The 14,441-nt window shown below is 53.8% G+C and carries 13 protein-coding genes and 2 other annotated features; of the genes, 4 read left to right on the top strand and 9 right to left on the bottom strand.

The features are described 5' to 3' along the window. Positions 1-105 precede the first annotated feature (105 nt). Positions 106-1,041: a RimK family alpha-L-glutamate ligase gene (locus DI14_RS06970; RefSeq protein WP_034806951.1), complete on the bottom strand. Its 936-nt coding sequence runs from the start codon at positions 1,039-1,041 to the stop codon at positions 106-108. Positions 1,042-1,199: 158 nt separating this feature from the next. On the opposite strand from DI14_RS06970, the gene DI14_RS06965 reads away from it, so the two are divergent. Together DI14_RS06965 and DI14_RS06960 are read left to right on the top strand one after the other, a co-directional pair. Then, the gene (locus DI14_RS06965) at positions 1,200-2,696 is read left to right on the top strand and encodes a potassium/proton antiporter (protein ID WP_034806950.1); all 1,497 of its coding nucleotides are present in this window, start codon (positions 1,200-1,202) and stop codon (positions 2,694-2,696) included. A gap of 115 nt (positions 2,697-2,811) precedes the next feature. After that, positions 2,812-3,255, top strand: a complete 444-nt coding sequence (locus tag DI14_RS06960) for an Hsp20/alpha crystallin family protein (protein WP_034806948.1) — start codon at positions 2,812-2,814, stop codon at positions 3,253-3,255. A gap of 22 nt (positions 3,256-3,277) precedes the next feature. On the opposite strand, the gene trpA is transcribed toward DI14_RS06960, so the two are convergent. The 5 genes from trpA to trpD are packed head-to-tail and all read right to left on the bottom strand — an operon-like array spanning position 3,278 to position 7,512. Further along, complete coding sequence (gene trpA / locus DI14_RS06955) at positions 3,278-4,054, bottom strand: tryptophan synthase subunit alpha (RefSeq protein WP_034806946.1); 777 nt, start codon at positions 4,052-4,054, stop codon at positions 3,278-3,280. Next, positions 4,054-5,235: a tryptophan synthase subunit beta gene (gene trpB / locus DI14_RS06950; protein ID WP_034806944.1), complete on the bottom strand. Its 1,182-nt coding sequence runs from the start codon at positions 5,233-5,235 to the stop codon at positions 4,054-4,056. The genes trpA and trpB overlap by 1 nt, the downstream gene beginning before the upstream one ends. Beyond that, positions 5,217-5,789 (bottom strand): phosphoribosylanthranilate isomerase, encoded by a 573-nt coding sequence (locus DI14_RS06945; protein ID WP_034806941.1) that lies wholly within the window; start codon positions 5,787-5,789, stop codon positions 5,217-5,219. Before DI14_RS06945 ends, trpB begins: the two co-directional genes overlap by 19 nt. Then, entirely contained in the window at positions 5,765-6,526 is a 762-nt protein-coding gene (gene trpC, locus DI14_RS06940; RefSeq protein ID WP_034806939.1) for an indole-3-glycerol phosphate synthase TrpC, read from the bottom strand. Before trpC ends, DI14_RS06945 begins: the two co-directional genes overlap by 25 nt. Further along, on the bottom strand, positions 6,523-7,512 hold the full coding sequence (trpD, locus tag DI14_RS06935; protein ID WP_034806937.1) for an anthranilate phosphoribosyltransferase: 990 nt from the start codon (positions 7,510-7,512) through the stop codon (positions 6,523-6,525). The genes trpC and trpD overlap by 4 nt, the downstream gene beginning before the upstream one ends. 55 nt (positions 7,513-7,567) lie before the next feature. Beyond that, positions 7,568-7,797 (bottom strand) — a binding site (T-box leader). A 47-nt stretch (positions 7,798-7,844) separates the two neighbouring features. Next, positions 7,845-8,074 (bottom strand) — a binding site (T-box leader). Between the two features lie 197 nt (positions 8,075-8,271). Here trpD and DI14_RS06930 point away from each other — a divergent pair. After that, positions 8,272-9,633, top strand: a complete 1,362-nt coding sequence (locus tag DI14_RS06930; protein WP_034806936.1) for an amino acid permease — start codon at positions 8,272-8,274, stop codon at positions 9,631-9,633. Between the two features lie 87 nt (positions 9,634-9,720). Here DI14_RS06930 and DI14_RS06925 read toward each other — a convergent pair whose 3' ends face one another. The 3 genes from DI14_RS06925 to DI14_RS06915 form a co-directional block, all read right to left on the bottom strand. Next, positions 9,721-11,256 (bottom strand): murein hydrolase activator EnvC, encoded by a 1,536-nt coding sequence (locus DI14_RS06925; RefSeq protein ID WP_034806935.1) that lies wholly within the window; start codon positions 11,254-11,256, stop codon positions 9,721-9,723. 451 nt (positions 11,257-11,707) lie between these two features. Next, complete coding sequence (locus DI14_RS06920; protein WP_034806934.1) at positions 11,708-12,073, bottom strand: DUF423 domain-containing protein; 366 nt, start codon at positions 12,071-12,073, stop codon at positions 11,708-11,710. Positions 12,074-12,086: 13 nt separating this feature from the next. Continuing rightward, on the bottom strand, positions 12,087-12,692 hold the full coding sequence (locus DI14_RS06915) for a trimeric intracellular cation channel family protein (RefSeq protein ID WP_034806933.1): 606 nt from the start codon (positions 12,690-12,692) through the stop codon (positions 12,087-12,089). 94 nt (positions 12,693-12,786) lie between these two features. On the opposite strand from DI14_RS06915, the gene DI14_RS06910 reads away from it, so the two are divergent. Next, on the top strand, positions 12,787-14,424 hold the full coding sequence (locus tag DI14_RS06910) for an AarF/ABC1/UbiB kinase family protein (RefSeq protein WP_034806932.1): 1,638 nt from the start codon (positions 12,787-12,789) through the stop codon (positions 14,422-14,424). The last annotated feature ends 17 nt before the right edge of the window (positions 14,425-14,441 follow it).

Here is a 14,441-nt window from a genome sequence, read left to right as displayed (position 1 = left end):
ATTCGTTTATTGAGCGAATGGCACCGACTGCCGAGCTAGTCCAACTTCGATTTGAACAACAATTAAAACATACACAGCGAAAGGGTCAGGCGAAAGCCTGACCCTTTATTTTGTCTTCGCATGAAGCGCATCCCCGAGGAACGTCGCGAGTTCGAGCATGCCATACGTGCCCGCCTTCGCCTCGGCGTCGGAGTTATAGTTCGTGTTCGTGTTCACATCGTAGGCGTAAACGTTTCCGTCTCGGTCCTCGATAATCTCGATGCCGGCGACGGCGATCTCATTCGCCGCGAGGAACGCCTCGAGCTGCGCAAGAATCCGATGCGTAAACCCTTCGACAATCTCAAACTTCGCCGGTGGCGTCTCGCCGACCGGGCAGAACTGATCCTCAATCGAGCACGCGTCCGCCGGGCACAATTCAAACCCTTCCGACGTGTCGACGCGCACCGCGTAGACAAATTTGCCACCGATAAATTCGCAACGCGTGATGAACGGCTGCGGCGCCTTGATGTACTGTTGAATCAACGTGATGCCATCGACCGAGTCTTCAAAAGTTGGTCCATATACATACTCACGTAGCGCCTCAATCGAATGGAACAGTTGGACACCGAGCCCTTTCCCTGCCCGGTTATGTTTCGTGATGAACGGGGTCATCCCGAGCGTCTCCGCCGCGTTCATGATTTGCGCTTTTCCGACTGCCGCAATCGTCTTCGGAACACGAATCCCTTCGCGTCGAAGCGCCGTGTATTGATTCACTTTACTCACTTCGAGACGGATGGCGCGCGTCCCGTTAAAGACGGTCCGATTGTTCGCCTCGAGCCAAGCGAGCACCCCTTCCGTCAACTCAGGCGCGTAACGATGCCCCCGTGTGTGGGAGGAGGCGCTCATCCGGTTGTAGAACACCCCTTCGGGCGGCGTCGCCTCGATGTCGACCATCCCCTCGTCTAGATGCCATAACTCATACGGTAACGCCAACTCGTCGAGTCGTTTGACGAGGTGGTCCGTCCACTCATTGTTTTCGTGTAACACATGAATTTTAGCCATACGTACCTCCCCTTTTTTCGTATCCTCACTTTACCATGCTATATCTGATTATTCCAATGCGCATAACTACAGATGCGTTATTTCTTAATTTATAACGATTTCATGGTATAATGAACTTAATAATAATTTTGAAAAGCGACAATATTTATAAGGAAGTGATGTGTTTGAATGGTTCGGTTTTAAGTACGGATAGCTTGATTTTATTGTTCGGCCTCCTCCTCGTCGCAGGAGTACTCGCCACACGCGTCTCGACCCGATTCGGCCTCCCAGCCCTCCTCTTGTTCATGAGCATCGGGATGGTCATCGGTAGTGACATCACTGGTCTTATCTTCTTCGACAACACAGGTCTCGCTCAGATGATCGGGGTCGCAGCGCTCATCGTCATCTTGTTCGAAGGCGGACTGCAGACAAAGTGGTCCTCGATTCGTAGCGTCCTTGCCCCGTCTGCCTCGCTCGCCACAATCGGCGTCTTGCTCACGACGGCTGTCGTCGCGGTTGCCGTTCGTTTCGTATTTGGTTTAGATTGGATTGAATCTTTCCTGTTTGGTGCCATCATCGGTTCGACCGATGCGGCGGCCGTCTTCGCCTCCTTCAAAGGGAAAAACATTGCACCGAACGTCGGTGCGACACTCGAAGCCGAGTCCGGCACGAACGACCCGATGGCGATGTTCTTAACGATTCTTGCCCTCGATTTCATGATGAAACCGGGCGCGACCATTTGGGACGGCATTTGGATGTTCGTCTTGCAAATTGTCGTCGGGGCACTCCTTGGATATCTCCTCGGAAACGTCTCTCGCCTCATGCTCAACCATTTGAAACTTGACTCGAGCGGACTACACGCCGTCCTCATGATTTCGATGGCGTTCATGACGTACGGGACTGCTGCATACTTTGCAGGCAGTGGACTACTCGCTGTCTATATCGCTGCGATGATTGTCGGAAACGCGCATACGGCTCACGAAGTGACGATTGTCCAATTCTCTGAGGCGCTCGCCTGGATTATGCAAATCATCATGTTCGTCATCCTCGGCTTGCTTGTCTTCCCAAAACAGTTGCTCGACCTCGAACTGATTTGGAAAGGTATGCTCATCTCGTTCATCTTAATGTTCATCGCACGACCGACCGCCGTCTACTTGTCGACGCTCGGTATGGCGTTTACGAATAAAGAGAAGCTGTTCATCTCATGGGCCGGGCTAAAAGGCGCGGTCCCGATCGTCCTCGCGACGTTCCCGCTCATCGCAGGCATCGATAACGCCCAATTGATTTTTAACGCCGTCTTCTTCGTCGTCGTGACGAGCGCCTTGATTCAAGGCACGACGCTCACCCCGCTTGCGGCGAAACTCGACTTACTCGGACCCGATAAGATTCGGTCTCCGTACTCGATTGCGCTCGTCTCGAGCAAACAGTCGCAACATCAACTCGTTCCGTACGTCGCGACGGAAGAGTCGTCGATGATTGGGAAGACGCTCGCCGACATCACGCTTCCACCTAACACGGTCGTGAACGCGATTGTGCGCCAAGACTATCTGATCCCGCCGACGGGCCAGACGAAAATCGAGCCGGGCGATTTGTTATACGTCCTCGCCTCGACATACCGCCACGACCAACTCGACCGCAAGTTCGGGGAGGACGGGCTCGAACGTGTCGAGTTATGACGATTTCTTTTCATCATTTCGTCACGTGAATCAGGTTTAGACCATATAAAAAACGAACATAGTAGAAGTGACAACACTTCTGCCATGTTCGTTTTTTAATGGAGGAGGGATTCATATGTTCGACTTGACCCCATTTCGAAAGAATGAACTCGATCGGCTCCGCAAAGACTTGTTCGGCGATATGTTTGAACGGATGAATCAATTGTTCGACCCAAAAGAAGGGGCGACCTCGTTCCTTGACTCGTTCAAACTCGACGTCAAAGACCAAGAAAGCCAATACGTCATCGAAGCTGAGATGCCGGGCATTCAAAAAGAGAATATCCACGTCCGTTATGACAAAGACCACCTCGTCCTCTCGGTCGATCAACGCGAAGAAAAAGAAGAAGACAAAGATTATGTGTACCGAGAGCGCCGTGTCACCTCAATGCAACGTTCACTCTATCTGCCGAACGTGAAAGAGGACGGCATCAAAGCGAAGCTCGCGGACGGGGTGCTGCATTTGACGATTCCAAAAGCTGATGACGGGTCGACGACACGTACGATTGAAATTGAAGGGTAAGGGGTGTGCCTCGGCACATTCCTTACCTTTTTGTGTCCACTGTCTTCGCCGCTCGAATCAAAGCTGCCACTTCCTCGTCTCGTCCTTCGTGGAGCGCCTCGACGATAAAACTGCCGACGACGACGCCATCACACGCCTCGCCGAGTACTCGGACTTGTTCGGCCAGATGAACGCCGAATCCAGCAAGCACGGGCACCGGCGAACGAGCCGTGAGCGCCTGTAAATGTCCGAGCAACTCGTCTGGAAACACATCCGCCTTCCCAGTCGTTCCTTTCAACGTGACCGCGTAGACGAATCCCTCGGTCTGATTCAATATCGTCTCGACCCGCTGCGCGCTACTCGTTAATGTGACGAGCGGGATGACGGCAACGCCGTGGCGATCCGTCTCGGCGAACAGTTCGAGACTTTCTTCAAATGGTAAATCCGGGATGATCACCCCGGTCACTCCACATGCTGCCGCTCTTTCAAAGAACGGTTGCACTCCGAAGCGAAACACCGGATTCAAGTAGGTCATGAGGACAATCGGGACTGAAAAACGTCCAGTTCCTTCTATTAAACGGTCGAGCACTTGTGCGAGCGTCACGCCTTCGGCGAGGGCGCGCATACCGGCCGCCTCGATGACTGGTCCGTCCGCTACCGGATCCGAGAACGGGATGCCGAGTTCAATCGCTGTCGCCCCCATCGCTTCAAGCCGTTCAATCGTCGGAATCAAGTTGTCGAGTCCGCCGTCTCCTGCCATGATATACGGGACGAACGCCGTCCCTTCACTCCGCTCCCGAATCGCTTCATCTAAGCGCATCATCCTGTCACCCTTTCTCGAATCGTGTGTACGTCTTTGTCTCCTCGTCCCGATAAGCAGATGACGAGAATCTCATCCTCCGTCATCGTTTCAGCAAGCGTCTCGGCATAGGCGAGTGCATGCGATGACTCGAGCGCTGGAATGATGCCTTCATTCCGACTGAGCGACATGCAAGCCGCAAGCGCCTCATCATCCGTGACGGCAGCGTAGCGAACCCGCTCGATGTCTTTCAAGAAACTATGCTCCGGCCCGACGCCAGGATAATCGAGTCCGGCTGAAATCGAGTGCGCTTCTTGAATCTGCCCGGCCGCGTCCTGGAGCACGTACATGAGCGACCCGTGGAGCACGCCGACCTCACCCTTTGTGAGCGTCGCCGCATGCTCCGGTGTGTCAATTCCGCTCCCCGCTGCCTCGACACCGTATAAGGCGACCGTTTCATCATTCAAGAACGGATAAAACATACCCATCGCGTTACTGCCGCCGCCGACACAAGCGATGACCGCGTCCGGCAAGCGACCGGTCTTGTCGAGCATTTGACGACGCGTCTCCATGCCGATCACACTTTGGAAATCACGGACCATCGCCGGGAACGGGTGCGGTCCGAGCACGGAACCCATGACGTAATGCGTATCGTCGACGTGTTTGACCCAGTAGCGTAACGCTTCGTTCACCGCATCTTTCAACGTCCGGCTCCCCGACTTGACCGGGACGACCGTCGCGCCGAGTAGCTCCATCCGAAACACGTTCAACTGTTGTCGCTCGACATCTACTTCGCCCATAAAGATTGTACATTCGAGATTGAGTAACGCGCACACCGTCGCGGTCGCGACACCGTGTTGTCCTGCTCCGGTCTCGGCGACGATCTTCTGTTTGCCCATCCGTTTGGCGAGCAGCGCTTGGCCGATCGTATTGTTGATTTTATGGGCGCCGGTATGGTTCAAGTCTTCTCGCTTCAAATAGACGTTCGTCCCGAGGCGGCGGCTCATGTTCTCCGCGTAGTAAAGCGGTGTCTCACGCCCGACATATCCGCTTAAAAGTTCCTCGAACTGCTCATGGAATGCCGGGTCTTGCTTCGCTTCCTCGTAAGCGACCTCTAGCTCTTCGACCGCTTGCATGAGTGTCTCCGGTATATATTTCCCTCCGTAAGGTCCAAACTTTCCGTTCACTGGTTGGCTGTACATACATACTCCTCCTTGGCACGTTTGATAAACGTGCGAATCTTCTCAACATCTTTCTCTCCGTCCGTCTCGACGCCGCTTGAAACGTCGACCCCATCAGGTCTTACGATTTGAATCGCCGTGGTGACATTCTCTGGGGTTAACCCTCCGGCGAGCCAAAACGGTTGATTTGGTCGTCTTAACGTCGCCCAGTCGAGTGTTTTCCCGCTTCCTGGAACGGGTGCATCCAAGAGCACAAGATCCGCATCCGCCTCACGACTCGCTTCGATAATCAGTAACCCAAAACGTCGGAACGCGTCAAGCGGACGTGTCCGGCGATGGAGTTGAAGATCGGTCAACCCGGCGGGAAGCGTACATTCAACTTCCTCCGGTGACGGGTCGAGGAACACCCCGACGACGCGTACCGACTCTGGGATATGCTGACGTAACCGCTTTGCGGTCTCCACATCGATACGCCGGGAGCTATCGGCAAACACGAATCCAATCGCGTCAGCCCCCGCCTCGACCGCAACCCGGACGGCTTCTTCCGTCTTCACTCCACATATTTTAACGAACATGCTGTCAACTCCTCGATGAGTGACGTCGGGTCTTCTTCACGCATGAGCGCCTCCCCGACGAGGATCGCGCTCGCACCGGCTGCCTGGAGCCGCTCGGCCGCTTCTTTTCGATCCACGCCGCTCTCGCTGACGAACGTGATGTTCGGATATTTCTGCATCAAGTTGATTGACGTCTCGAGCGTGACCTCGAACGTTTTCAAGTTACGATTGTTGATGCCAATCAATACGTCCTTGAGTTCGAGCGCCGTTTGGAGTTCCGTCTCATCATGCACCTCGACGAGAACGTCGAGGCCAATCGCTCGGGCATATGCTGTGAGCGCGGTGAGCCGACTCGGATGAAGCGCCGCGACGATTAAAAGCGCCGCGCTCGCACCGGCCGCTTTCGCCCGGTCGAGCTGTCGTTCGTCGATGATGAAGTCTTTACAGAGAACTGGAATCTCGACCGCCTCCGCGACGAGCTTTAAATCGTCGAACGATCCTTTGAAATACGTCGCATCGGTCAAGACGGAAATCATCGTCGCCCCGGCCGCTTCATACGCTCGGGCACGTTCCGCGACATTGACTCGGTCCCGAATCAACCCTTTTGAGGGGGACGCCCGCTTGATTTCGGCGATGACGTGGAAGCCGTCGTTCATCACGTCGAGCAATCGAATCGGCTCGGTCCGGACGACGTCCATCGCCTTCATCTCGTTCACTTCTTCTAGCTTCGTCCCGATGATTTTCGTCAAGTAGCTCATAGTCGAACCTCCGTTTGTTGTAATTGGTTGAGTACGCCGAGCGCGAGGCCCTCATCGATACTATGGATCGCTTTTGCGACTCCTTCACGTAGTGTCTTCACTGCCCCATACGTACATAAGGCGAGTGCCGCGTTCAAGAGGACGACGTCCCGGGCAGGTCCTTCTTGTCCGTTCAACACGGCGACGAGCGTCTCCGCGTTTTCTGATGGTGTTCCGCCGCGAAGTGCCGAGAGCGGGGCCCGCATCAACCCGACGTCGCATGGGTCAACTTTATAGCGCGCCGTCTGATCGCCGTCAAAGAACAATACGTCGTTCTCACCGGCAAGGCTTGCTTCATCGAGACCGCCGGCGCCGTGGACGACCATGCCGCGTTCGACGCCAAGTTGCTTCATCGCCGCCGCCATCTTCTCGAGGAGCGAAGGATGATACACGCCAATCAATTGTCGTCTCGGTTTAAGCGGGTTCGTGAGCGGCCCGATTTGGTTAAAGATCGTGGCGGTCGCGAGCTCTTTTCGTGCCGGCATGACATGTTTCATAATCGGATGGACGTGTTGGGCGAACAAGAAACTGAGGTTGGCTCGTTCGAGGTCCGCTAGTACATCTTCCGCTGTCCGGACGATCGGGACACCTAACGCCTCAAGCACGTCCGCGCTGCCCGAACGACTCGACACGCTCCGATTCCCATGTTTTGCGACTGGGATGCCGAGCCCCGCCAAGACGAACGCGACGGTCGAACTGATGTTGAACGTATGGGCGCCGTCCCCGCCTGTACCGCAAACGTCAAGGACAGGCAACGTCGTCTCGGGGAATGTCGCCGCTTCACGGATGTAGGCGGCGAGTCCTGCCATCTCGTCGGCTGTCTCACCTCGCACTTTTAACGTGAGTAGCACTTCTTTAATGCGGGCCGTGTCCGCCGTGAACAGTTCCTCCGCGGCTTGTTTCATCTCTGTCGCTGTCACTCGGTTCGTCAGTAGTCGTGTCAACATGTATAGTTCCTCCTCTAATTTTCGGTACAAAAAAACTCCATACGACGTCTGTCGTATGGAGGACGGTATGGACCGCGGTGCCACCTCTCGTTGGATCACGCATAGATCCCGCTTTTTCCGATGCAATCACATCGTATCCCGATAACGGGGGAAACCGTCACGACCTACTGCATTCGGCCGTGCTCTCATGAGCCCATTCGCATAAAGGTCTCGGTCAGGATCTCACCACCCCTGACTCTCTGGACGAGACTGCTCCATGCTACTCTTCTCAATCATCGATTTTCTATGTGAAACGAAAAAAGGGTCACTCGCCTACCCATAGCTTACGCTATGAGAAGGACGAGTAACCCCGTGGTGCCACCTTCGTTGGTTCCGTAGAACCCACTTCACGGACGATCATCCGCTTCCCCATGATAACGGTGGGTCACCCGCTAAAGCCTACTCAAAGTTTCGGTTTAGAGCTCGGAAGTCCATTCGCGACGTCCCACATACTGATTCACACCAACCATCAGCTCTCTGTCATGCGGGGCCTGTCGTTACTTCTCTTCGTCAACGCCTTTGTTCGTTTCAATTAAGTTAACTCGTACTATACAGGGGACGGACTCCCCTGTCAAACAAAAGCGTGCAAAAAAAGTTTGCTTCTATAAGGTGACACGAAAAAGGCGACGTTTTTCGCAACCCGGCAAGTTGACATACGTTTTTTTCGTCTGCTATAGTCGTCCCCAACAACACTTCACTTGGCTAAAGGAGATAAGACAATTGGAAACAAGCAAACTAAAACGTGAGCTGTCGACCCGGCAACTCACGATGATTTCGCTCGGGAGCGCCATCGGGACGGGCCTCTTCCTCGGAAGCGGGCTCGCCATCCAGACAGCGGGACCGAGCGTGCTCGTCAGCTACGCCATCGGGGCGTTTATCGTCCTCTTACTCATGGGCTGTCTCGCAGAAATGACGGTCGCCCATCCGACATCTGGTTCGTTTGGCACGATTGCCGAACGTTACGTGCATCCGCTCGCCGGCTTTTTGGTCCGTTATTCGTACTGGGTCGCCAACGTCCTCGCGATCGGCGTCGAGGTGAGTGCGATTGCCATCTATATGCGTTACTGGTTCCCGGATGTGAACGGTTTCGTCTGGGTCGCCTTGTTCGGTGGGCTCCTCATCTACATCAACGCCCGCCACGTCCACACGTTCGGCACGACCGAATACTGGTTATCCTTCATCAAAGTTAGCGCCATTTTCTTATTCATCATTCTCGGTACGGCCACGTTGTTCGGCCAGCCCGGTTCTCCGATTGAATCGATTACGACAGGGAACGAAGGTTTCTTCGCTTTCGGTTTTTATGGGATGTGGGTAACGATTTTCATCTCGCTCTTCAGCTTTCTCGGGACTGAACTCGTCGCCGTCACGGCAGGCGAGGCGAAAGACCCGGACCGCGCCGTCCCGAAAGCGTTACGGGCGACCGTATTCCGCTTGACGTTCTTTTATCTCGTCACGATTGCGATTATGCTCATGCTCATCCCGTGGCAGCAGGCGGGCATCGATCAAAGCCCGTTCGTCCTCGTCATGCAACAGTTCGACGTGCCTGGCGCAGCCGGTATTTTGAACTTCGTCATCTTGATTGCGGCACTTTCGGCGATGAACGCCCAATTGTATGCCTCGACTCGGATGATGTATTCGCTCGCCGAAGCTGGCGACGCACCACGTGTGTTTAAAAAAGTGAGCCAGAACGGCATCCCGACGTATGCGCTTTTCGTCTCAACAGGCGGAATCGTCCTCGCGGCACTCCTGCAAATCTTCATGGAGACGTCGTATCCGTTCCTCATGGGCATCTCGATGTTCGGTGCGATCTTCACATGGTTCATGGTATTCGTCTCTCACTTGTTCTTCCGCAAGAAATGGACCGGCCGTAAGCTCCCGGTCCGCATGCTCGGATACCCGGTCTTGCCGCTCCTCGGAGCCGTCTTGCTGCTCAGTCTGATGATCACGACATGGTTCACCGACTTTGATATCTTGCTCAAGTTCGGGATTCCATGGTTGATTGGCTTAACAATCGTCTACTTCGTCCGGGAACGCTTCCGGAAATCGGAGAACCCATCCGATGACATCGAACAGGCGAACTAAAAAATCGCTCCTACCGGTTATGGTAGGAGCGATTTTTTTCATGAAAACGAGCACCTATCGCAATCGACAGGTGCTCGTGGCATTTGATTAGAAGAACTGACGTGGGTTGACCGTGTTCCCCGCGCTCGATGACGAGTACCAGTAGCTCCCTCTATGAATCTCAAAGTGGAGGTGCGGGCCTGACGAGTTCCCAGTGTTTCCAAGTGTCCCGATGTTCGAACCTTGCGTTACACGCTGTCCGGCGCTAACAGACACCGAGTTCATGTGGGCGTAAACTGTTGTCCACACTTGTCCGTTGATGACGTGTGCAATCATGACGTGGTTCCCGTAAGCCCCACCCCATCCTGCACGGATGACCGTACCGGTTGCTGACGCGCGAATTGGCGTTCCGACAGGTCCAGCGATATCGACACCGTTATGGAACGTGTAGCCGAACTGACCGCTTGCCGGTCCCCATCCTTGCGTGTAACGTCCTGCCGCAGGCTGGATGAACATCGCACCAGATGGCGCAGGCGTCGACGCAGTCGGCGTGCTTGGCGCCGGTTTTGATGCTGGTGCTGCTGGTTTTGGAGATGGTGCAGCTGGCTTCGGTGCTGGCGCAGCCGGTTTTGGTGCCGGCGTCGCATTTTGTGTCGTCTGGTTTGAAGATGCTGACGACTGGGTACTATTACTATTGTTTTGCTTTTGCTGAGCTGCAGCTTGACGCGCTGCTTCTGCTCGTGCGGCTTCCTGACGAGCCGCTTCGGCTTTGGCTTCTTCGGCAAGACGCGCTTCTTCTGCCTTACGCGCTGCTTCCTGACGAGCTGCCTCTTCAGCGCGACGACGTGCCTCTTCTTCTTCACGACGTTGTGCCTCGATTTCGGCGGCAATCGCTTCTTCTTGCGCGATCAATGTCGCTTCGATTTCTTGAAGGTCGAAGATTTGCGTCTCGAACTCGATGTTTTTCTCTTCAAGTTCTTTAATCCGTGCTTCACGCTGTTTCATCTTCTTCTCGAGGTCGGCTTGACGCGCTTCGAGCGCTTTTTGTTGTGCTAAAAGCGATGCACGTTGCTCTTTCAATGCGGCCTGTGCCTCTTGAAGGGATTGGCGTGTCGCTTCGTAGTCGTCAAACAACTCTTGGTCGCTTCGTTGAATCGTCCCCGCCGTGATCATGCGTGTAATCAAATCCGAGAAGTTTTTCGAACCGAAAATGAACTCGGCCCAGTTGATTGAGCCGCCGCCATTGATTTGCATCGTGGCCATCCGTTCACGCATCATCGCTTCTTGTGCTTCCATCTTCTTTTGGTACGCTTTGATGTCCGCCTCTAGGTCCTCGATCTTCATCTCGGTACGCTTGATTTCTTGGCGCTTCGCTGCGACGTCATAGATGATATCTTGGAGCTGGGCGTCCATTTTGTTGACTTCTTCTTGTACCTTCGAGATTTCTTGATTGTTCTCTTGGATCTTTGAAGACGTGTTCGCTTGGTTGTCTTTTACGTTTTTACGTTGGTCTTGAACTTTCTTCTGCTGCTCTTGTTTCTCTTTGATTGTCGTCGAGGCATCGGCCACCGAGTGTGATCCGAGGAGCAAGGCGCTGAGCGTCAGTGTCGAGACGGTGCGTTTCCAGTTGATCAATGCGGACATCCTTTCTAAAATAAACAGGTTATACGTACGGTCTTTTATCTGTCGTTTTGCTATGTAACAAAAACGATTAATTTTTCAGTTTCAACACGACTAATTATATCGAAGTGTTTAATGTTTTCCTGTTAAAGTTATATTTCACTTTTATTACGACTAAAAAGTGGGTGTGCCCTTGGTACGCCCACTTTCGCTTTATTTCAACGGTTTTCCCATTTGTTTTATTTCGAAATGTTCTTGTAATAATAGTTGGAAATAACGACACATTCCCCTTATATTCAAAAAACTTCTTCTCATGATTTCTACATTTCACCAATCCCAGAAAACGTAAAAAGGGGCCGCCTTTCACCGGCCCGAAGGAAAGGTGAAAGACGACCGAGTGGTTCGTTGTGATGAACACGAGGGTCTTACAAGTTGAAGTATACGGCTCTCGTGTTAACGGACTGTGGATTTTTGATTACAACTTCAAGGCGCCAAGGATGACGAATACCCAGGCCGCGATGAATAGGACGCCACCAATCGGCGTGACGGCACCGAGCTTCGTAATGCCTGTGAGCGCCATGACGTAAAGGCTCCCCGAGAAGAAGATGATTCCGGCGAACATGAGCCAACCTGCCGTACTAAACTGACTGATGCTGACCCGCATTAAAATCGAGGCAAGCGCGATGATGCCGATCGCATGAATCATGTGATAGAGCACACCCGTCTGCCAGTTCGCGAGCATGTTCGGCGTGAGACGTTCTTTTAACGCGTGCGCACCGAACGCACCGAGTGCGACGCCGAGCGCCATGAGCGCCGCGCCGATGATGAGTAAGACTTTCATAAACCGTTCCCCCTTATCTGACTTGCCGTGCTGGTAAATTCCACTTTCGATAGTAGGATATCACTCGAAGGGTCGCGACGACAATGAGTAACGCATAGACCGGCAACCCGCTCTCGAGCCGGAAGTAGTACGTGACGACGGCGATGATGATTGCCCAAATCGCATATACTTCCGACTGTAAGACGAGCGGCTTCCGCCCCGCGAGCAAGTCACGGACGACGCCGCCTCCGACCCCGGTCAACACGGCCGCCGCGATGGCCGCTGATAACGGCAAGTCGAGCTTGATTGCGACTTGAGCTCCTTGGAAAGCGAAGGCGACGAGCCCGATCGCATCGACGATGACGCCCCAGCGTTCCCAGTGCGGCAAGACGACGCTCGGCAGCAGGAAGATGAGCAAGGCGACGAGAAAACAGAGAATAAACAAATCATTTTGTTGCCAAATCAAGCTGACGGGATTACCGAGCAGGACGTTTCGAATCGCCCCGCCGCCGAACGCGGTCGTAAACGCGAGCAGCCAAACCCCAAAGATATCGTATTTTTCGTCCATCGCGATGATGGCACCGCTCGCCGCGAACGCAACCGTTCCGACGACGTTGAGTAATTCCCATTCCATGAACATCCCTAGCCCTTTCTCCTAAGCATTGTATGGTACAGTAAAGATACAAAAAATCAGATCAGTCACGCGACTGCTTGTAAAGGATGTCGGTACTTTTATGAAACGAATCGCTTTGTTCCGCATATGGATTATCGTCACAATGTTCGCCCGATTCATCATTAAAATTTACGCCTTCTCGCGCAAGCAACAGCAAGGCCTGACGAATCAAGAAGAATACGAGGCGCTCATGCTCAGTCTCGCCCGCGAGTATAAACGGAACGCCTTGCGGTTAGAAGGCCTCTTAATCAAGCTCGGCCAATTCTTGTCGATTCGGGCCGACTTGTTGCCGACGTCCGTCTTAAACGAGCTGTCCGAACTTGTCGACCGTGTCCCGACGTCCGGCTGGGAGAAGTCACGCGCGATCTTAGAAGCCGACTGGGGCGTCCCGTACACGCAAGTCGTCAAAGACGTCGACGTCGACGCCGTCGCCTCGGCCTCAATTGGCGAAGTGTACGGCGCGACATTGCTCGAGAACGGCAAGCGGGTCGCGCTAAAAATCCAGCGCCCGGACATCGAAAAGATTATCCGGACGGACTTCAAAGCGATGCGTATCGTCACGACGATGCTCAAACGAACCGCGCTCGCAAAATCGACCGACTTAGATAGCTTATATCGCCAAATGATTTTTGTCATCGGGGATGAGTTAAATTTCCAAACCGAATTAAAAAATGCGCACTATTTCAAAGCGAAATATGCTGAAAATCCGGACGTATACATCCCGGACTACTACGACCACCTCTGTACGAATCGTGTCTTGACGATGGACTGGGTCGATGCACGCCGCATCACCGACCTCGCTTTCTTGAAAGAGAACAACATCGACCGCTCCGCGCTCGCCGAACGATTGTTTACGATGGCGGCCGAACAACTGTTGTTCGGCGGAAAATTCCACGCCGACCCGCATCCCGGCAACGTTCAAATCCGGGCCGACGGGACCATCATCTTGCTCGACTTCGGAATGGTCGGTTCGACGACACCGCAAGACATGGCGACGATTCGAAAAATCTTGCAGGCGTTCATTTCCCTCGATTATGACGGGGTCGTCGACGGTTTGGAGAATTTACGCTTCCTTTTGCCGACGGCGAACAAACATAACATTCGTCAAGCGCTCGAAAAAGCCGTCACGTTCTACTTAGAGACCGACATCGACACGGTCGACACGAAGCTCATCGAGAAAGTGTTGCAAGACATCCAGTTGCTCGTCAAAAACGAGCCGATTCAGCTGCCGGCCGAGTTCGCTTTCTTCGGTCGGGCCGCCTCGACGTTACTCGGGATCTTACAAATCCTCGACTCAAAAATCGACCTCTTTACGCTCGGGAAGCCAATCGTCATCCAGTGGCTCGAAGCGGACGGGACGACGATTCAAAACCGGTATGTCATGACGGCACTCAACTACGGTAAAAAGTTGTTGAACGTGCCGCCACTACTTGATAACTTCTTGAAAGAACCGACACGTAAACGCTTGTCTGAACAAGCAATGTTCCAACGTCGGCTCGAATCGAAGGAGCTATTGCACCGTCAGCTGTTCAATTCCGGGTTGATTCTCCTCGGGCTTCTCGTCGGTCTGCTAGGATACATCCGTCCCGACGAGTGGTTGTTCTGGTCCGGTGGGGTCGTCGCCGTCATCGCTTACTTCAACTCCAGACGCCTCGGTCGGAAGATTCGCCATTTGGCCCGGCAAGACTTTCGGGTTTAACACCGTCACGTTCCATC

This window comes from Exiguobacterium sp. AB2 (assembly GCF_000696055.1).
GTDB lineage: Bacteria > Bacillota > Bacilli > Exiguobacteriales > Exiguobacteriaceae > Exiguobacterium > Exiguobacterium alkaliphilum.
This window is presented reverse-complemented; position numbering and strand designations above follow the sequence as displayed.